Origin of the sequence: [Muricauda] lutisoli (nom. illeg.), from assembly GCF_017313105.1 — a bacterium.
GTDB classification, from domain to species: Bacteria; Bacteroidota; Bacteroidia; order Flavobacteriales; family Flavobacteriaceae; genus Flagellimonas; species Flagellimonas lutisoli.
This window is the reverse complement of the sequence record NZ_JAFLND010000005.1, coordinates 86,782-105,697: the sequence shown is the minus strand read 5'-3', so window position 1 is coordinate 105,697 and position 18,916 is coordinate 86,782. Positions and strand designations below refer to the sequence as shown.

At 40.5% G+C, this 18,916-nt stretch carries 20 protein-coding genes; 11 read left to right on the top strand and 9 right to left on the bottom strand.

Annotated elements, in window-relative coordinates; all coding sequences use genetic code 11:
- From J0X13_RS15550 to J0X13_RS15520, 7 genes are all read left to right on the top strand, one after another.
- Positions 1-661 (top strand): hypothetical protein (locus J0X13_RS15550; protein ID WP_207072299.1); only part of this gene is annotated, 661 nt, incomplete at its 5' end.
- Between the two features lie 2 nt (positions 662-663).
- On the top strand, positions 664-2,712 hold the full coding sequence (locus J0X13_RS15545) for a T9SS type B sorting domain-containing protein (RefSeq protein ID WP_207072298.1): 2,049 nt from the start codon (positions 664-666) through the stop codon (positions 2,710-2,712).
- 3 nt (positions 2,713-2,715) lie between these two features.
- Positions 2,716-3,669, top strand: coding sequence for a PorP/SprF family type IX secretion system membrane protein (locus J0X13_RS15540; protein WP_207072297.1), 954 nt, complete (start codon positions 2,716-2,718; stop codon positions 3,667-3,669).
- Between the two features lie 56 nt (positions 3,670-3,725).
- Positions 3,726-4,259, top strand: coding sequence for an isopentenyl-diphosphate Delta-isomerase (gene idi, locus J0X13_RS15535; protein ID WP_207072296.1), 534 nt, complete (start codon positions 3,726-3,728; stop codon positions 4,257-4,259).
- Entirely contained in the window at positions 4,256-4,663 is a 408-nt protein-coding gene (locus J0X13_RS15530) for a 6-pyruvoyl trahydropterin synthase family protein (RefSeq protein WP_207029723.1), read from the top strand. The genes idi and J0X13_RS15530 overlap by 4 nt, the downstream gene beginning before the upstream one ends.
- A gap of 1 nt (position 4,664) precedes the next feature.
- The gene (locus J0X13_RS15525; RefSeq protein ID WP_207072295.1) at positions 4,665-5,633 is read left to right on the top strand and encodes a type I phosphomannose isomerase catalytic subunit; all 969 of its coding nucleotides are present in this window, start codon (positions 4,665-4,667) and stop codon (positions 5,631-5,633) included.
- 28 nt (positions 5,634-5,661) lie between these two features.
- Entirely contained in the window at positions 5,662-5,934 is a 273-nt protein-coding gene (locus tag J0X13_RS15520; RefSeq protein WP_207072294.1) for a hypothetical protein, read from the top strand.
- Here J0X13_RS15520 and J0X13_RS15515 read toward each other — a convergent pair.
- The 3 genes from J0X13_RS15515 to J0X13_RS15505 all read right to left on the bottom strand — a co-directional run bounded on the left by J0X13_RS15515 (position 5,931) and on the right by J0X13_RS15505 (position 10,401).
- Positions 5,931-6,632, bottom strand: coding sequence for a DUF4369 domain-containing protein (locus tag J0X13_RS15515; RefSeq protein WP_242535761.1), 702 nt, complete (start codon positions 6,630-6,632; stop codon positions 5,931-5,933). The two genes, J0X13_RS15520 and J0X13_RS15515, sit on opposite strands and share 4 nt — an antisense overlap.
- A gap of 45 nt (positions 6,633-6,677) precedes the next feature.
- Positions 6,678-7,940, bottom strand: a complete 1,263-nt coding sequence (locus J0X13_RS15510; protein ID WP_207029719.1) for a DUF819 family protein — start codon at positions 7,938-7,940, stop codon at positions 6,678-6,680.
- 262 nt (positions 7,941-8,202) lie between these two features.
- Positions 8,203-10,401: a DUF5916 domain-containing protein gene (locus tag J0X13_RS15505; protein ID WP_207072292.1), complete on the bottom strand. Its 2,199-nt coding sequence runs from the start codon at positions 10,399-10,401 to the stop codon at positions 8,203-8,205.
- Between the two features lie 149 nt (positions 10,402-10,550).
- Between J0X13_RS15505 and J0X13_RS15500 the strand changes: the two genes are divergently transcribed.
- Positions 10,551-11,321 carry a S1/P1 nuclease gene (locus J0X13_RS15500; protein WP_207072291.1) on the top strand — a complete coding sequence of 257 codons (771 nt, stop codon included), beginning with the start codon at positions 10,551-10,553 and terminating at the stop codon, positions 11,319-11,321.
- A gap of 6 nt (positions 11,322-11,327) precedes the next feature.
- Here the strand turns inward: J0X13_RS15500 and J0X13_RS15495 are convergent, their stop codons facing one another.
- On the bottom strand, positions 11,328-12,200 hold the full coding sequence (locus J0X13_RS15495; RefSeq protein WP_207072290.1) for an AraC family transcriptional regulator: 873 nt from the start codon (positions 12,198-12,200) through the stop codon (positions 11,328-11,330).
- Positions 12,201-12,413: 213 nt separating this feature from the next.
- Between J0X13_RS15495 and J0X13_RS15490 the strand changes: the two genes are divergently transcribed.
- Positions 12,414-12,791 carry a hypothetical protein gene (locus tag J0X13_RS15490; RefSeq protein WP_207072289.1) on the top strand — a complete coding sequence of 126 codons (378 nt, stop codon included), beginning with the start codon at positions 12,414-12,416 and terminating at the stop codon, positions 12,789-12,791.
- Positions 12,792-12,841: 50 nt separating this feature from the next.
- Here the strand turns inward: J0X13_RS15490 and J0X13_RS15485 are convergent, their stop codons facing one another.
- Both J0X13_RS15485 and J0X13_RS15480 read right to left on the bottom strand, forming a co-directional pair.
- On the bottom strand, positions 12,842-13,474 hold the full coding sequence (locus J0X13_RS15485; protein ID WP_207072288.1) for an MOSC domain-containing protein: 633 nt from the start codon (positions 13,472-13,474) through the stop codon (positions 12,842-12,844).
- A 66-nt stretch (positions 13,475-13,540) separates the two neighbouring features.
- Positions 13,541-13,894 carry a DUF6249 domain-containing protein gene (locus J0X13_RS15480; RefSeq protein ID WP_207072287.1) on the bottom strand — a complete coding sequence of 118 codons (354 nt, stop codon included), beginning with the start codon at positions 13,892-13,894 and terminating at the stop codon, positions 13,541-13,543.
- Between the two features lie 136 nt (positions 13,895-14,030).
- On the opposite strand from J0X13_RS15480, the gene J0X13_RS15475 reads away from it, so the two are divergent.
- Complete coding sequence (locus J0X13_RS15475) at positions 14,031-14,609, top strand: RNA polymerase sigma factor (RefSeq protein WP_207072286.1); 579 nt, start codon at positions 14,031-14,033, stop codon at positions 14,607-14,609.
- Positions 14,602-15,012, top strand: a complete 411-nt coding sequence (locus tag J0X13_RS15470) for a hypothetical protein (RefSeq protein ID WP_207072285.1) — start codon at positions 14,602-14,604, stop codon at positions 15,010-15,012. Before J0X13_RS15475 ends, J0X13_RS15470 begins: the two co-directional genes overlap by 8 nt.
- Here J0X13_RS15470 and J0X13_RS15465 read toward each other — a convergent pair.
- The 3 genes from J0X13_RS15465 to htpG all read right to left on the bottom strand — a co-directional run bounded on the left by J0X13_RS15465 (position 15,009) and on the right by htpG (position 18,687).
- Positions 15,009-15,365 carry a DoxX family protein gene (locus tag J0X13_RS15465; RefSeq protein ID WP_207072284.1) on the bottom strand — a complete coding sequence of 119 codons (357 nt, stop codon included), beginning with the start codon at positions 15,363-15,365 and terminating at the stop codon, positions 15,009-15,011. The genes J0X13_RS15470 and J0X13_RS15465 overlap by 4 nt on opposite strands.
- 6 nt (positions 15,366-15,371) lie before the next feature.
- A complete protein-coding gene (locus J0X13_RS15460; RefSeq protein WP_207072283.1) occupies positions 15,372-16,709 on the bottom strand; it encodes a hypothetical protein in 1,338 nt (445 codons plus the stop codon).
- A 91-nt stretch (positions 16,710-16,800) separates the two neighbouring features.
- A complete protein-coding gene (gene htpG / locus J0X13_RS15455; RefSeq protein WP_207072282.1) occupies positions 16,801-18,687 on the bottom strand; it encodes a molecular chaperone HtpG in 1,887 nt (628 codons plus the stop codon).
- Positions 18,688-18,916 lie beyond the last annotated feature (229 nt).

Here is an 18,916-nt window from a genome sequence, read left to right as displayed (position 1 = left end):
CGCAACGAATACAACTAACATATCGACAAATGCCACGGACATTGCGACCAATGCTTCCGATATTGCAACAAACACGACAAATATCACAACCAACGCCACGGACATTGCGAACCATGTGGCCGCTGATGCGGACCTGTCAACTACTAATGAAATTAATACTCGTTTTGAGGTCAATGGCACAAATCTAGAGATTGAAGATAGCAATGGTACTTTACAAGTTCCATTAGCGGATATCAATACAGATGATCAAGTAGCATCAGAGGTAAGTTCAGATTCGCCAATTGATGTTGATGGGGATGGAAATACAGAAGCTACGGTAGAGGATGTAATTCAGGATATAGCTCCAATAACATCAAAAGCGGCTAGAATATTCTATCCACCTTCCATAGCTATTGATGCGTCTTCAAATGGAACGGGAAGAACAGTGGATCTATACGCTCAATATGTAGCACAGTATGGGACCCCTGCTGTATCGAGTGCAGGTGCACCTGCTGCAGTTCCCACTTATGGCGCGACAGAGCTTTATTATTATGTAACCTATGCAGACCCAACAGTATTTGATAATATGAGTATTGATGCCAATGGAGTGCTGACCTACGATATTATTGGACAACCAGCCGATTACAATGCATTGATCAATGTGGTATTTGTGGTAAAATAATAATGAATAAAGACCAAGCGATTTTGAAATCAAAAACCTCATACAAGTCTTTACTCATTGGACTGTTCATCTCTTTTATAGGAATGAACCTTGCAAATGCACAGTTCTTGTTACAGGCACCAGATACTGGGGATGAGTATAACTATCAATGGTTTGAGGCATCGGATACCAGTAATGTATTGGGAACAGATTCTTTTTACGAAGCTACCCAACCCGGTGTTTACTTTGCTACCTACGATGGTACACTTTGTGGTTCCAATGCCACAGGGTATTTTATCTTAACAAATTGTGCGGCCCCGGACAATGAAGTGGTTTTAGATATCTCGGCAAGTGTCCCTTCGGGGGCCACGGTAAGCTGGACTCCAGCTTTGAGTGGAGACCAAACCAGACCAACCGTAACAAGTACCCAAACTGTGATGCGGTATGTGGCCTCTGTTACCAAAGTCGGCAATAGTATGGAATTACCACGTTTTACCGTGGTGTGCATGAGCCAAGCAGCTAATTTATTGGATGACGTGGTTGTGGTCAACGAAGATGAATCGGTTAATGCCCTTATTTTTGATAATGATACCGATTTGCCCACAACGGGAGTGCTGACTACCACAAACCCATCCAATGGAGCAATCAGCATTGATGATAATGGAACAGCTAATGATCCAACGGATGATGTGGTGACATATACTCCGAATCCAGATTATAACGGAAGCGATAGTTTTGATTATACCATCTGTAATTCTTCTGGAGATTGTAGTACCGCTACCGTTACCGTGGATGTACTTCCAATTGTGGATGCCAATGATGATTCAGTATCAACAGATATTGGTGTAGATGCCATTGTATCCTGGCGAGCAAACGATAACGATATTCCTATTATCGGTTCAATTACTGCTACGGATCCAACAAACGGAACGGTGATATTAAATGATAATGGCACTGCCAACAACCCGTCCGATGACGATATAACTTACATACCAAACCTAGGGTTTACAGGTACAGATTCTTTTGACTATGCAGTTTGTGATTCCAATGGAAATTGCAGCACGGCTACAGTTACTGTGATTGTAAGTCCTTCCGGAATCGATTTGGACAGCGACAATGATGGAATTGTTGATAATTTTGAGGACCTGAATGCGGATAATGACGATGACCCATCAACTAACCCAACCGATACCGACGGTGATGGCATCCCTGATTACCTGGATATTGATAGTGATAACGACGGTATTCCGGATAATGTGGAGGCACAACTTGCCTTAGGTTACATTCCACCAAGTTTAGTGGATGCAAATGGCAATGGATTGGATGATGCCTATGAGACAGATGGAAATATAGGTTTAATTCCAATTGATTCCGATAACGATGGCCTGCCTGATTATGTGGACGATGATAGTGATAACGATAATGTCCCTGATGCCATAGAAGGTCACGATCATGATCATGATGGTGTTCCAGAGGTCACATGGATAGGTTCCGATAAAGACAACGATGGTTTGGATGATGCTTATGAAGGTGAAACTGTTATTGATATTGATGTCAATGATGAAATGGATGACCCAAATACTGCATTGCCGGACAACGATACTGATGGTATTCCTGACTTTAGGGACTCTGATGATGATGATGACGGTATAGAGACTATGGATGAGGATATGAATGGTGATGGAAACTATGCCAATGATGATTCCAACGAAGATGGTATCCCTAATTATCTTGATCCAGACCTAGGTGAACTCACCGCCGGTGAAGAAGAAGTAGATGTAATCAATGTGATTACACCTAATGGTGATGGTGTACACGATACCTTGGAAATCCGAGGGCTGGAGAACTATCCGAGCAACACGGTAAGAATATACAATAGGTGGGGTGTCATGGTATACCAGACAAGAGCATACAATACCAGTGGGAATGTATTTGATGGTACATCCCAAGGTAGGGTAACCGTGGACCAAGAAAATAAACTTCCTGTGGGAACTTATTTCTACGTGATAGATTACCAAGATCAAGGAGGAAATATGAAACAGCTTACAGGCTACATATACATTAACAGATAAACAATGGTTACTGTGGTGAAGAAACTTTTTAAAGGAAATACGCAATGGCTGCTGGTCCTATTATTCTTTGTAGTGGGAAACATACATGCACAGCAAGATGCACAGTATACCCAATATATGTACAATACCGTAAGCGTTAACCCAGCTTATGCGGGCTCAAGGGGACACTTGAGTATAGCTGCATTGTACCGTAACCAATGGTTGGGGCTCGATGGCGCTCCCGAAACACAGACATTGAACGTGCATACACCGGTTGGTTACCGTGGGGTAGGATTGGGTCTGTCTATTGTTAACGATAAAATTGGTCCAACATCGGAGACTTATTTTGATGTGGATTTCTCCTATACCATTCAAACAGGTTGGGAGGGAAGACTGAGTTTTGGACTTAAAGCGAGTGCCCATATGTTGGATATTCGTTATTCCGAACTGGATGAGTTCGAGGTGGATCCGCAATTACAATCTCAGCAGGACATACAAAATAAATTTTCTCCAAACATTGGGGCAGGAGTGTACTACCATACCGATAAATTTTATGTAGGTGTCTCTGCCCCTAGAATATTGGAAACCACCCATTTTGATTCCTCTTCGGTATCAACAGCAAGGGAGCAGATGAACTTTTACCTCATTACGGGTTATGTTTGGGACTTGAATCCAGTTTTAAAGTTCAAGCCCGCTTTATTGACCAAAGCGGTTCAAGGAGCACCATTGCAGGTAGATCTTTCCGCTAACTTTATGTTCAACGAAAAATTCATTGGTGGGGTGGCCTATCGTTGGGATGCAGCCTTTAGTGGTCTTATGGGCTTTATGTTGTCCGATCAGTTGATGGTCGGCTTGGCCTATGATCGTGAGATTACCGAACTCGGTGCGGCCACTTTTAATGATGGTTCTTTCGAAATTATCCTGAGATACGACTTCATCAGAAATATTGGTAACATGAAATCCCCACGCTTCTTTTAGGAAGAATTTAAATACCTATTCCCGTTATTTTATCTTAAAGGTCATATTTTTACCTCATGGAAGAGGAAAAAGTGATACTTGTAAATGAAAAGGACGAGCCCATTGGTTTAATGCCAAAAATGGAAGCTCATGAAAAAGCCTTGCTACACCGTGCATTTTCGGTTTTTGTAATGAATGCCAAGGGCGAAACAATGCTTCAGCAAAGGGCTAAGGACAAATACCATTCCCCACTATTGTGGACCAATACCTGCTGCAGCCATCAACGAGAAGGTGAAAGCAATATTGATGCAGGCAAGCGAAGGCTCATGGAAGAAATGGGCTTTACCACCGAACTCAAGGAACTCTTTAATTTTGTTTACAAAGCACCTTTTGATAATGGCCTTACCGAGCATGAGTTTGATCATGTGATGGTTGGGTATTTTGAAGATGAACCCAATATCAATCCAGAAGAGGTTGCCGATTGGAAATGGATGTACCCAGAAGATATAAAAAAGGACATCGAAGAAAATCCAGGTGAGTACACCGCATGGTTCAAAATTATTTTTGAACGTTTCTACGACCATCTTATGGAAAACACACCCGCAAAATGAAGGTAAAAGCAAGCAGAAAAGCCAGTTTTAATGCCGCACATCGGTTGTACCGGCCAGACTGGGACGAGGAAAAGAACAACGCTGTTTTTGGTAAATGCAATAACCCGAAATTTCACGGACACAATTACGACCTTATTGTTAGTGTAACAGGTGAGATAGATCCTGAAACAGGTTTTGTAATGGACTTAAAAGTCCTGAAGGATTTGATCAAGGAACATGTTGAAGAAGCCCTGGATCATAAAAACCTGAACCTTGATGTTCCAGAATTTAAAAATTTAAATCCCACCGCAGAAAATATAGCAGTGGTCATATGGAACAAGTTAAGACCCCATATCAATAAAAACAAAGAGCTGGAAGTGGTGCTTTATGAAACCCCTCGCAATTTTGTAACCTACACAGGATAAAATGAACCTATACCCATTAAAATTCAAACCCATCCTTAAAGAACGACTTTGGGGAGGAACCAAGCTACAAGAAGTTTTAAACAAGCCCATTGAAAGTGATATTACTGGTGAGAGTTGGGAGCTCTCAGGGGTTGAAGGAGATATATCTGAAGTTGCGAATGGAGAATTGACCGGCACTTCCCTTAAAGATTTGATGAATAATCAAGGGGAGGCGCTTTTGGGTAAGAGTGTGGTAGACCGATTCGGTAACGAGTTTCCAATATTGATCAAATTTATTGATGCCAAACAAGACCTTTCCATACAGTTGCATCCCAATGACGAATTGGCCAAAAAACGACATAATTCCTTTGGTAAAACGGAAATGTGGTACATTATGGATGCCGACCCTGGAGCAAAATTGATTGTGGGTTTCAATAAAGATGTGGAAAAGGAGGAATATGTAAAAAGTATTGAAGAAGGGACCCTTACCGATCTAATGAACTACGAAACAGTAGGGGAGGGGGATACGTTTTTCATCAATACAGGAAAGATCCATGCCATCGGAGCTGGCGTTCTTTTGGCCGAAATTCAACAGACTTCGGACATTACCTATCGGGTATTCGATTTTAATAGAAAGGATAAAGAGGGTAATTTAAGGGAGTTGCATACCAGTTTGGCAGTGGACGCCATCGACTATGAGAAGAAGGATGATTTTAAAGTGGATTATCCTAGAAAAAAGGATGAAGTGAACACTATGGTGAACTGTCCTTACTTTAAAACCAATTTTATGGAATTGGAAAAATCAATGAAGCAGGACTTGACAGAAAGAGATTCCTTCACTATTTATATGTGTGTAGGTGGTTCGGCCATAATCAATAACGATTGGGGCAGTGCGCCCATTAAAAAGGGGGAAACTGTGCTTGTTTCTGCATCAAGCAGTTATGTCGACATTGATACCCAGGGCAGTAAACTTTTAGAAGTTACGATTTAATGCTATCTTTAATCAAAACCACCGCGTTATGCCAAGTATTCGTGATTTAAAAAAAGATGTCAATTTTGTTTTAGGGGACATTATTGAAGCTGTCTACATTTGGGAAGCCGGTTCCGGAAACAAAGAATCTGAAGAGGGAACCGTAATTATTGACGAAGCTATTGAGGTGTACGATAACCTCATGGATAAGATCAACCAGAAAAAAGTTGAGGATACCAAAGCCCACTTTAGGTCCATACGGACAGAGTTGGAGGACAAGGCCGTTAAGCTTGTTGAGCGCCTCAACAGCCTTGAAGCCTAGTTGTTTTCGTCTAAAAACGCTTTAAATTCCTTCCCGTATTTAGATGCGGCCACCTTTGGGGTCAGGCCCTTATAAATGGAATCCAAATATTTTGGATTTGCTTCTCTGGCCTCAGTAATCATAATATAGGGAGTCGCATAAGAATCACCATTATTAAGACCAAAATTCAGTGCGTAGCGATACCTGCTAATAGTGTTTTGATTTATCAATCGCTGGATAGAGTCCAAGGCAACCGAATCTTCTTGAAGCTCGGGAGTTGATGCCTGTTGCACCAAGGTGAGTTCCTTAATATTGAACTTGGAGGCCATATCATAAAATTCCAAAAGCTTTTCGTGCGATTTGGAACCGGAGATGTCCACATTGGTATCAAAAGTGTTCCATGACGTATTGATCACAATATCGCCAGACTCTCCAAAAAAAGTAATCCTATCGTTGATGTCGTTGTTGTCCTCTTTCTTTAGGTAGAGATAGAAAACTTCGGGTTCATTCACCTCTGTTGAAAAGCTGAAGGTGCCATCACCTTTAATCTCCAACGAGTCCAAGGTGGCAAGTGTGGAGTCTTTAAATTGTTGCAAATAAAGGGTTCCTTTTTTGAGTCCCTTGATATTTCCACTAACGTTCATGGTGTTTTCCGTACTCTTTTCACAGGAAGTCAATACCGTGACTCCAACTAGCAATACAAACAATATCTGCTTCATCATAAAATTTTAGCTGGGCAAAGATGCATAATCTTCTGAAAATATTTAAACATTCGAGGCGACTTCCATCAACAAAGCACATAAATATGCGCCAGCAGTACCCACAACATAACCAAAAACGGCCAAAAGTATGCCCACGGAGGTCAAAGAAGAATGGAATTCGGCGGCCACAACAGGTGCGGAGGCAGCCCCACCCACGTTGGCCTGGCTGCCCACTGCCAAGAAAAAGAAAGGTGCCTTGATCAATTTTGCCATCAAAATAAGAAGACCTGCGTGAATGGTGATCCAAATCAGTCCTATCGCGATAAGTCCCGGATTGTCCAATACCTTGCCCAAATCCATTTTCATTCCAATGGTTGCCACCAAAATGTATATGAACATGCCCCCGATTTTACTTGCTCCCGCACCTTCGTAATTCTTTGCCTTGGTAAATGAAAGACCTATTCCGATGGCCGTGGCAAAAACAACCATCCAAAGAAATTGTGATCCAAGGGAGGACAATATTTTCTGTGGATTACGGATAACCTCAAAGTTATCCTGTAAAAAACCAGCAAAATGATGCCCTGCCAAATGGGCAATGCCAACGCCAACAAAAGCAAAGAAAAGTAGCATAATAAAATCCTTGAGGGTAGTGACCCTGGCAATTTTTTCGGTATAGGTGGATACTTTTACCTTAAGCTCTTCAATGGATGAAGTATCCGCTTTTAGCCAGCGGTCTATTTTTTTGGTTTTGCCGACACCTAACAAGATTATGGCCAACCAAAGGTTGGCGACCACGATATCTATTAGTACCATGCCACCATAGCTTTCCTGATTATACTTAAAAACCTCCAACATGGCTGCTTGATTGGCACCTCCACCGATCCAACTTCCGGCAATGGTGGCCAAACCTCTCCAAACAGCATCCGGTCCTACACCGCCGACTGTTTCAGGCGAAAATATGGATACGATTAAAATGGCGATGGGGCCACCTATTATAATGCCCACCGTTCCTGTTAAAAACATCACCAACGCTTTTGAGCCGAGATTCAGGATGGCTTTAAGGTCAATGCTCAAGGTCATCAAAATTAATGCGGCAGGTAAAAGGTATCTACTAGCCACATAATACGTATTGGAAGAGGATTCGTCAATTATTCCTACACTGGCTAAAATAGCGGGCAATAGGTAGCACATGAGAACTGTGGGAACCACACGGTAAAACTTTCCCCAGAATCCGGTTTTAATGGATGAAGTATAAAAAACGAAGCCCAAGCAGAGGCAAAGTAGCCCAAAGATTACGGTGTCTTGGGTAAAAGGTAGTTGGTCCATATATTTTTAAGCTAGAAGTCCAAATATAGGAAAATCGAGGAGGTAGTGGCAGTGATATCCAATTTTGCCCTACCATATTAAAATGATCTGAAGGGGGCATTCGATCCTACCATTATCATCGACTTTACAATTGCATTTTTAGTGCAAGCGATTAAAAGTAATGCCGTAAATGAATTGGACAGTACAATTACTTTTTACTCAAGAGATTGTGGCCAGTATTTTACATTATTCAAAACAATAAACCTTTAATTGTTCCTTCTGATTAAATATTGAGCCAGTACGTCAACTTTAAGTTGATGGAGCGGCTTCTGGGCATAAAGGAATTTACAAAGTAATTGTCGTTATATACCAAAAACAAGTCGGAGAGCGGGGCAAATCGCCATTGCAATCGCGAATTGAACCCTAAATTATCCAATTGATTACCATACTGAATCAATGTGGACCAAAATATGGATTTGTTAAAGGTGATGTTGATTCGTGGGCTCAACAATAAAATATCTTCGCTCTCGTAGGGTTCGGGCAATTTGATACTATTATATATAACCGCCATGGATAGAAAAACCTTTGGCTGAAGCCTAAGACTCACGTCTCCCTCAAAAACATAACGTTTTCCATTGTAAAAATCGCCATATCCTGGCTGTAAGGAGTAGGAAAGAACTCTTCTTCTGTCGCTCTGGAACGACATTTCATAGCTGGTATAATGGTATCCTGCATTTCCTGGTAGCTCAACTCCACCATCGGTACGGGTGGGGTCGAACGGGTCTATCAAATACGTATACCGGTTGAACATACGTACATTAATACGCTCTTGTGTTTTGAACTGAGCCTCCCATTGCGAAAAAATAGTGTAATCGGTGTTCTGGTAGTCCAAAGTAGGTCTCCATATAAAATTGGGACTAAATCGAAAACCATGGGTGTTCAATTTTCCCTTTTTTGGCCAAAAGTTGAATTCCATAAAAGGTCTGGCAGCTATAATATCTTGCCTTCGTATAAAACCAAGGTCCGAACGAAAATCGTCACCCACATAATTACCACGGACCCCAAAGTTGAAATATCTTGAATTGTACCGAAGATCCATCCCACCAGAGTCATTTCGGTCACCTATGTCGTGTGCAAATGCTTTATGATAGTAAAATTTTCCTATCCAGGTATTGTCCTGGGATGCGAGATTGTAATCCAACCCAACAACACGGTTGTACCTATCGGTTTCATCCACAAAATCGTAATCTTCAAAAGACTGTCGATTCACAAAAATGAAGCTCAGGTTCGATCGCGAGAACATTTTTTTCTGAAGTGCCAAAACCGTATTGTTATTGCTCGGGATTTCATTCAGTTTATCTTCTTCTGTTTGAATGTTCAACAGTCCAAGGCGCCAATTCTGATTCAACTTTCCACTGAGCCTAACACCTCCTATTATTCCATTTTCTATGGTTTCCCCATCCTTGTCCTCTGCAATTCCGATCCTTCTAGAGAAAAAAGGATTGGCATCCCTTCCATTTCCAAAAGAACCGAACAGGTCGCTGTTGTCAATGAAGAATTGCCTTCTTTCAGGCAGCGAAACTTCAAAACGGGTGAGGTTGGTCACAAAATTGTCCACTTCCACATTGGAGAAATCCGGGTTTAAGGTCACGTCCAGGTTCATTCCATTTCCTATCGAAATTTTGGCATCTCCACCAAAACCAATTTTGTTCAAACTCTCATTGCTTTCGTAATCTTTGGAAACAATGCCGTTCACATAGGGTATAAGAGCCATGGGGGTTCTAGATTTTCCTAAGGGCTTTTCAAACACCATGTCTCCCATGAAAGCCAAATTGAAAACAAGTTGGTTTTGTGGTATTTTCATCCAAGTACTGGTCTCATTGGTCTGCATATCGAACCGGTAACTATTGAATCGCCATTTGGTCTCTCCCTGTTTAAATTTGAAAGAAGTCAGCGGAATGGCAATTTCACAGACATAATAACCATCATATAATTTGGTTTCTCCCTTCCACTTTACGTCCCAAGAAGTGGTAAAATTGTTACGATCGGATCCTCCATTGGAAATTAAGGCTTCCCGACGCACCCCATAGGGGTTCATGCCAAAAAGGAAGGCATTGGTACCATCGTTAAAGGTGTCAAAAATCAAACTTATATTGTCGTTGCCCCCTGCCCTGTAATCTCTTTGTAAGGATGGAATCACGTAATCGTCTCCTTCCGTGTTCAATTTTATCCCAATATATAAGGTGGTATTGGAATACAGCATCCGAATATCGGTCTGTTGAGCTGCAAGAGTAGTGTCCGAAGGGAAGTATTGGTTAAAATCATGGGCGCTTTCTGCAGTTTCCCAAACATCTTCGTCCAAAACACCGTCTACCTTAATTATTTCATTGATATACTTAACGGTAAAGCTTTTTGGGTTCGATTGTGATAATAATGCAAACGGCAGAAGAATTGTAACAAGTACAATACATTTTTTTAACATTGCTCTAGTTTAGTTGGAGCCACAAATTTAAGAGATAGAGAAGTTAAAAAAATCCCAAAACTTTAAAATGCATTGCTGTTTGACAAAACATTGCGAAAATTAGCTGTATGAATCGTTCCATAACTCCATTTATTGCACAAATTTTGAAAATGAGAAAATCTTTATTCTTCTTGTTCTTATTTCCTGTTATTGTTTTCGGTAACACAACATGGTCCAAAACAGGTCATAGAGTTACGGGACAAATTGCTCAAAACCATTTAACTGGAAAAACCAAAAGAGCCTTGAATGATCTTTTGGACGGACATAGCCTTGCATTTGTCTCTACATTTGCCGATGACATAAAAGCCGATCGGTCCTATTCCAAATATTCTGCCTGGCATTATGTCAACTATCCATTGGGGAAGAGATATATGGATTCCGAAAAAAGTGAGTATGGAGATATTGTTATGGCCATTGAGGAATGTATCGCAAAAGTGAAAGATGAAGACAATACCCGCGGAGATCGAGTTTTCCATTTAAAAATGTTGATTCATCTTATTGGCGACCTTCATCAGCCAATGCATGCCAGCAGGGCGGAAGATAAAGGCGGAAACGCTATTCAAGTGCAATGGTTTGGAGAAGGCAGCAATCTTCATAAAGTATGGGACAAGAATTTGATAGATTCTTATGGGATGACCTACACCGAACTTGCTTCCGAATTGGAAGGGGTGAGTCGGAAAAGGAGAAAAGAGATACAAGCTGGGACCCTATATGATTGGGTGGACGAATCCCACGAAATTTGCGCAGAGCTATATGAATCCGTTGAGGTTGGCGAAAAACTCGGATATCGGTACTCCTACGATTACAATAATTTACTTTTTGAACAATTGCAAAAAGGAGGTTTGCGATTGGCCAAGGTCCTAAATGATGTCTTCAGCTAATATTTTTTAGGACTGTAGAACCGTCTTTAATTGATTTCTATATTCCGAAGGGTTTTGACCTGTGAATGCCTTGAACGACTTATTAAAGTGCGAGAAGTTGTTGAAACCACTATCGTAACACACTTGGGTAATGCTCATAGGCTGTTCGGCCAAAAGCTTGGATGCGTGTACCAATCTATATTCATTTACAAACTGCGTAAATGTTTTATTGGTTATTTTTTTGAAATATCTACAGAAAGAAGGTACCGTCATACTCACCATATCTGCAATTTGCTCCAAACTTATGTCTTCCTTAAAGTGCGTTTTCACGTGATTAAAGACAATATTGATGCGGTCGTTGTCCTTGACCTCAGTTTCCATGGAGAAGCCTTCGGCGTTCAATACGTTCATTTCTGTTGAGGTAGCCAATAGGTTCAATATATTAAGAATAGAGAGCAATCGTTGGAAATCTGTTTGGTATTCCAAAATTTCCATTTTTTCCCCGACCTTTATTTTGGTCTTTCCAGAAAAAGCAATACCGCCTTTGGCAACCTCGAACAGTTTTTGGATATTTTTCATTTCTGGAATATTGAAGAAATCACTTCCCAGAAAGTCTGCCTTCATCTGTACCAAGGTTTCACTTTTGTTCCCGGTAAGCTTATCGGTAAAACCACAATGTGGCAAATTGGAACCTATTAATATGAGGTCACCATTCCTATAATAGGAAACATGGCTGCCTATTTGTCTTTTTCCCGACCCCCCATTTACATATACCAACTCCAATTCTGGGTGATAATGCCAACCATTGTTCTTGTTCTCATTGTTTTCATTGAACTTCTGAAAAGTAAATGAGTGACCAAAATTTGGGGCTATTGCTTCAAATGCTGGTTTTTGAATCATTTTGTGCAATTTTTTCTTCTTAATGGCAAAGTTACAAATGTGTTTAAAACACAAATATCCACAATGTTACCATAAAGTTATGCTATTTTATCATTAATACTATGTTAAAACAACTACCCTGTTAATATAGCATAGAAAGTGGAAAAGATGGTGGTATTTCTGTACACCATTGCGACATACATTTGTACTGTAATCTTAAAAAAACGAAGTGTTATGAAAGTAGTAAAAAATCTAACAGTAGCAGCGGCCCTTTTGATCAGTGCAATTGGAATGGCCAACACGGAAGCAACCGATTTTGGTAAAAAAACAGTAGCCAAATACGAGGTTGAAAAAAACTTGGTAAAAGTTAACCTTGATCCAGTATTTGTAAAGAAAGGTCAAAAAGTAATGATGAACCTTTTGAACATCTCTCAAGGTAAAGTTCTCCTTAAAGTTTATGACAACAAGAATAGATTGGTTTTTGACCAAGCTATCGATGGAGACGTAGTAGTAGAAAAAGCATTCAACTTCGAAAAAGCTTTTGAAGGTGAGTATACCATAGTTGTAGTGGACAAATTTGGTACCTACAAAGAAACTATGGAAGTAAGATAGTTTGTTTAGTTAATTTTTATGTGCATTGGGGGTCGGGAGGCCCCCTTTTTTTATGTCCATTTTTTAAGCTTTTCCCTTTTCTTCAGGGGGAGGGCATTATTGTTTATGGCCATTTGCAACAAATCTTGGTCTTTGGTTTTTGAAAAAAGCAACTTATAGAATTGTTGTACAGTCAAAGTCGTTTTTGATTCCTCCACCAATTCCATGTAATCTCCCGTGGTTACTTTACCAGGTTCCAAAACACGGATGTAGGTGCCTGGGAATCCATGGTCTATGAATTTTTTCAGGATATCTTGGTCGCCAAATCGAACGCCGAGCTTATAGCAGGGCTCCCTGGGTTGGGTAATCTGTACCAATGCATCGCCCAGCTTGTATATGCTCCCTATCCTTAATTGTGATTCATCCAAACCTTCAATGGTCAAGTTTTCACCAAACATGCCCCAATTCCAATCCAAAAGAGGGTATTTTTCTTTCCAATACGGGTAGTTTTCCGCAGCAAACAAATAACAAGCTTTGTATGTGCCACCGTGGTATCTTCGATCTACTACCGTATCCCCTTGAACATCTTCCACGTCCAGAAAAAGGGGTCTATCAACAGGGTGTTTGTAAATACCGGTCATGGTTTCTTTTCCGTTCCAAACTATTTTGGTGGGCTCGCCGAGGTTTGTGGAGATAACTTTCATAATGGCAAGTTATAAAAAACCACCGCTTTTGGCGGTGGTCCTTCATTTTAAATAATGTAGAAAAAATTAATCCTCTTTATCCAATTTCTTGGTCATGTTAAAACCTACCATAAGGCCAACACCTGCCAATAGGAAGATGGTTCCCGGATAAGCTACTTCTTCTTCTACTCCGACGCTGTAGACCAACATGGAGGCCACAAAAATGGCTGCCCCTATGCCCATAAGCAGTAGGGCAAGGTTAAGGAGAACGATTTTCCAGACCGGAGACGCGCCATCCCTTTTCCCCCTAACAAAAATGCTGGCGTCTGCGCCTTTTTCTATCAATGCAAGGCGCTCTTTGTTCCTGGTTGAAAAATAAAGGTAGGCAATGGCAAAAATAACTCCGAAAATAATTGGTATAATAATTACTTCTGATCCCATAACTGTTCGTTTTAATGATTATTCTATAATTTATTTGTTCATAAGCTATGACGACAGTTTTTTGAGATAGGTTACATAATTTTATAAATATTATTTTCAGTGTAACCTAAAAGGCACTTTTGTCGTCCAATGAACAATGCTGACCAACAAAGAAAAACAACTCATTTCGGAAATAGGCAAGGGCAATACCCGTGCGTTCTCCGATTTGGTGGATAGTTATAAGGATTTGGTCTTTACGCTTTCCATTAGAATGTTGGGCAACAGGGAAGAAGCTGAAGAGGTGTCGCAAGACGTGTTCATTAAGGTTTATAAGTCCTTACCGAGCTTTAAAGGGGATTCCAAGCTCTCTACATGGATGTATAGAATTGCCTACAACACTTGTTTGGACAGGATCAAGAAAATAAAAAAGAAAAGGATGCATACCGAGTTGGAGATGGTTGATCAAATTGCCTATGCGGATTTGGACACGGCCTTTCAAAAAATGGTCAGGACCGAAAGGAGTGCGTTAATTGGCAAATGTTTGTCACGACTATCGGATGAGGATGCAGGGGTCCTTACGCTATTTTATCTTGAAGAAAAGAACCTTCAAGAAATGGAGAAAGTAACCAACCTTCCCATAAATACACTAAAGGTAAGGTTGTTCAGGGCCAGAAAACGATTGGCCAGTATTATGGAAAAGAGTGTGAACAAAGAATTATTGAAAAGCAATGGATGAACTAGAGGATAAAAAACTGGAAGCTTTTGTGGATAGGTTAATGGATGATGCCCCATTGGAATCACCTTCTGTTGATTTTACCCAAAATGTGCTGCACAAACTTGAAGCTGAGACCTCGAAGGAAGTCTTTCAATATAAACCTTTGGTATCTGGAAAAGTATTGTCCATTGCGTTTATTGCTTTCGTCGCCTTACTTATTTTAATTGGGTCCCAAGTCGGACTCGATAGCGGTCAAGGATGGTTTAAAAACTTGAACATGGGGGCATGGTTCCATGCGGATTGGAGCTGGATGGAAGGTTATACCTCTTCCAAAGTACTGGTGTATGCCTTCCTAGTTTTGGGTCTTATGTTTTCCATTCAGGTAACTTTATTGAAAAAACAGTTGAGCAGCAGGGGACTCTAGAGATATGCGTAAAAATAAGCCCAATACATTAAAAAGAACTGTAGTGGAATTCGAAGAATCAATATCCATTTAGGGATGCCAGCCGATGCTTTTTCGCCCGAAAGCATGTAAAAATGTACCGATAAGAACACGCCCAACATTAAAATGATTCCAAAGGTGCTCAATTTTCGGGTAGCATCGAAACATACGCCTATCCCCAATACAATTTCTGCGATTCCGCTTAAATAGACCAAAAGTTTATGGTTAGGCAAATACAGGGGCATAATCCGCATATACATTTTCGGTTTTATAAAGTGCATTAAACCTGCAATAATGTACATTCCAGCCATTACATAAAGATGCCAAGGAGCCATAAATTTTTAGTTTTTAAAATACCAAAACGGTAATATAACATCTGTAAAGGTAACCACGGTATCTTTTTCCTTTCTTTTGCGCCTGAGTCTTAAAATATGTTTGCCTTCATCAAGATTGGATATGTTAAGAAAAGTCTCAAATCCGAGGATATTTTTCATGCCTGTGGTCAGGATGAATTCTTCGTCCACTTCAAGTGTGTCTATTCGAAAGGAATGCATTTCGTTGAATGTTTTCAAATACATTTTACGGATGCTGTCTTTTTGGCTCAAACTTGTAATCTTGTCGCTCCAGTTAGAGTTTACTCTGATGCTGCTGGATAGTCCCCTGCGGTCATCTTCCGGGGTTAAAGAATCGTTATAGGCAAAAACGAGATTCTCCAAATTTTCCGAAAAAGGAACGAAAATATTCAGGTAAGGTTGGCTAATAACTTTTGATGGAATCACCATACTTCCCGGGAAGTCCCCTTCTTCGGTCATCATGTCCAAATAGTTTTCGCGGTTCGCATATATACTGGAGGAATTAAGGTCCTGCTCCAAATAATTGGAATTCCTGTATTCCAGACTTGTGATCATTAGAATAACGATATAAATAGGTGCCAGTAGCAATATCAGTCGTTTTCCGAAACGGTTGTCCAAAAAATTATAGACCAAGGGGCGGTAAAGGAACGATAGGGTTATAAAACTGAAAATCCAATATATGGGAAAGTATATTCGGGATATCCATTTCTTTTTTTTTAACCAACCTTGGGTAATAAAATCAATAAACGTGAGGAACATTCCAAAAATGATAAAGATAATAAGGATAGCTCCGAAAATTTCCCCGAATTGTTCGGGAAATATACTGCCCTCAATAATATAATTCGCCACGAATACAATCGATAGGATGATCATGGTCATGGCAAGCACGTAGAATATCAATAAAAAGGAAATGGCGAACAATACACTGCAATAATTTTCCAAATTGGCAATGTAGCGGTCAAAAGAAATGATTCGCTTTTTTAAATAGTTGGTAAAGCGTTCGGAATATCTAAGCTTTTCAAATTCTATATCCCCCGAAACATACCGCAGCCCCAATGCGCCTATCCATAATCCCCTTAGGATGACGTGGAGCAATAGATTGAACAGGAGAATGGAGCAGGCAATGTTCAATATAAAATAAACGACGAAACGATAGACCTGATCTTCGTTTTGGGCATTCACCATTTCTATGCGTAGTGGGTCGTATGCCGTAAATAGTCCAAAAATGGCAAAACCGGAGATGATAAGTTCCAATTCCCAACTTTGCTGCTGAAGGGAATCCAAGAGCTTTTTAAAGGTTGGGCTGTTGTAATCGTTATTGGCCAAGTTTTGATCGGTTTGTACACCAAGATAGTCATAAAATGCAAAAACCGCTCATTTAGAGCGGTTTTACGTGTTGACCATAGAAAAACCACACTTATTTGATCATATCGTAGCTGCGGGCTATAAAGTTGGTGAGCTCTTCACCTTTCAATAACCCTTTGGATAGGCGTGCCAAATCCAAAGATTGATTGATCAGCCTGTGCCTTTTCTTCGCGGTCTTGGTATTCAAGATCTCGCTTACCAATTCGTGATTGGTGTTTACGATAAGGTTGTACATATCCGGCATATTGCCCATACCGAACATACCACCGCCGCCGGTTTGCTGCATTTCCTTCATTCGGCGCATAAATTCAGGCTCTGTGATGATAAATGGCGAAGCACTGCTTTCCATGGCCTCCATTTGAATCGTGTATCCTTTGTCCTTGGTTACTTCTTCGATCTCGCTTTTCAATTTCTCTTTTTCCTCTTCGGACAATTTGGAAATGGCCGTATCCTCTTTTTTGATGAGGTTGTCCACATGGTCGGCATCCACGCGTACAAAGGATAGGTTCTCTTTGGAAGTTTCCAATTTTTGCATCAAGTGTGGCACAATTGGGGAATCCAACAAAAGGACCTCATATCCCTTTTTCTGTGCAGCTTCAATATAGCTGTGCTGTGCCTCTTTGTCCGAAGCATACAGTACCACCAATTTGTCATCCTTGTCGGTCTGGTTGTCCTTGATTTTTGCTTCTAACTCTTCGAACGTATAATAGTCACCATCAACGGATGGGTATAGGGCAAACTTGTCCGCTTTGTCAAAGAATTTATCTTCGGAAAGCATTCCGTACTCGATCACCACTTTGATGTCGTTCCACTTTTGTTCAAAATCCTCACGGTTGTTTTTGAAAAGTGAAGTCAATTTGTCCGCCACTTTTCTGGTGATGTAGGAAGAAATTTTCTTTACGGCACCATCAGCCTGAAGATAAGACCTTGAAACGTTCAATGGAATGTCCGGAGAATCGATTACACCTTTCAACATCGTCAAGAACTCGGGAACAATTCCTTCCACGTTGTCCGTTACGAACACTTGGTTTTGGTACAATTGGATTTTATCCTTTTGAATGCTGAGGTCGTTCGTCAACTTTGGGAAATATAAAATACCCGTTAAGTTGAACGGATAGTCCACGTTCAAATGGATGTGGAACAAAGGTTCCTCGAACTGCATGGGGTATAGCTCGCGATAAAAGTTCTTGTAATCCTCTTCACTTAAATCGGTAGGCTGTTTGGTCCACGCAGGGTTTGGATTGTTGATGATGTCGTCCACCTCCTTGGTTGGCGCTGGGTCATCTTCTTTGGCACCTTCTGGTTTGGGAAGCGTTTCCGTTTTTGTTCCGAATTTGATCGGAATGGGCATGAACTTGTTGTACTTCACCAAAAGCTCACGGATTCTGGCATCTTCCAAAAACTCTGTGGAGTCCTCAGCTATGTGAAGGATAATTTCCGTTCCTCTTTCTGTTTTGTCGCTTGGTTCAATGGAAAATTCGGGAGAACCGTCACAACTCCAATGCACTGCTGGTTCCTCTTTATGGCTTTTTGTGATGATCTCCACTTTTTCCGCTACCATAAAGGCAGAGTAGAAACCAAGACCAAAATGCCCGATGATACCCGCATCTTTTTCGGCATCCTTGTATTTGTCCAAGAATTCCTCGGCCCCGGAAAAAGCTACTTCGTTTATGTACTTTTTCACTTCCTCCTCGGTCATACCGATACCTTGATCTATAATATGGATGCGCTTATTGTCCTTGTCCACCTTCACTTCGATCATGGGGTTTCCATATTCAACTTTCGCCTCTCCAATGGAAGCAAGGTGCTTTAGTTTTAGGGTTGCATCCGTAGCGTTGGAAATTAATTCCCTCAAGAAAATTTCGTGATCACTGTAAAGAAACTTCTTGATCAAGGGAAAAATGTTCTCTACTGAAACATTGATTTTACCTGTAGCCATCGTTTTGTTTTTTAATCTTTTTATTGCTGATTGGTCAAAAAAAATACCATAGTGTCAAATATGACAAACTGACATTTGAAAGACAGTTTGAGAGAAGGACATCAATTTTAACATAATTTTGTTTATTTATTTTAGAAAAAGATTAAACAGAATAACTATATTTACAGTGTTATAGGATAAAGATTGCTATGAGATAGTACTACTATAACAAGTTTGTTTATTTATTGGT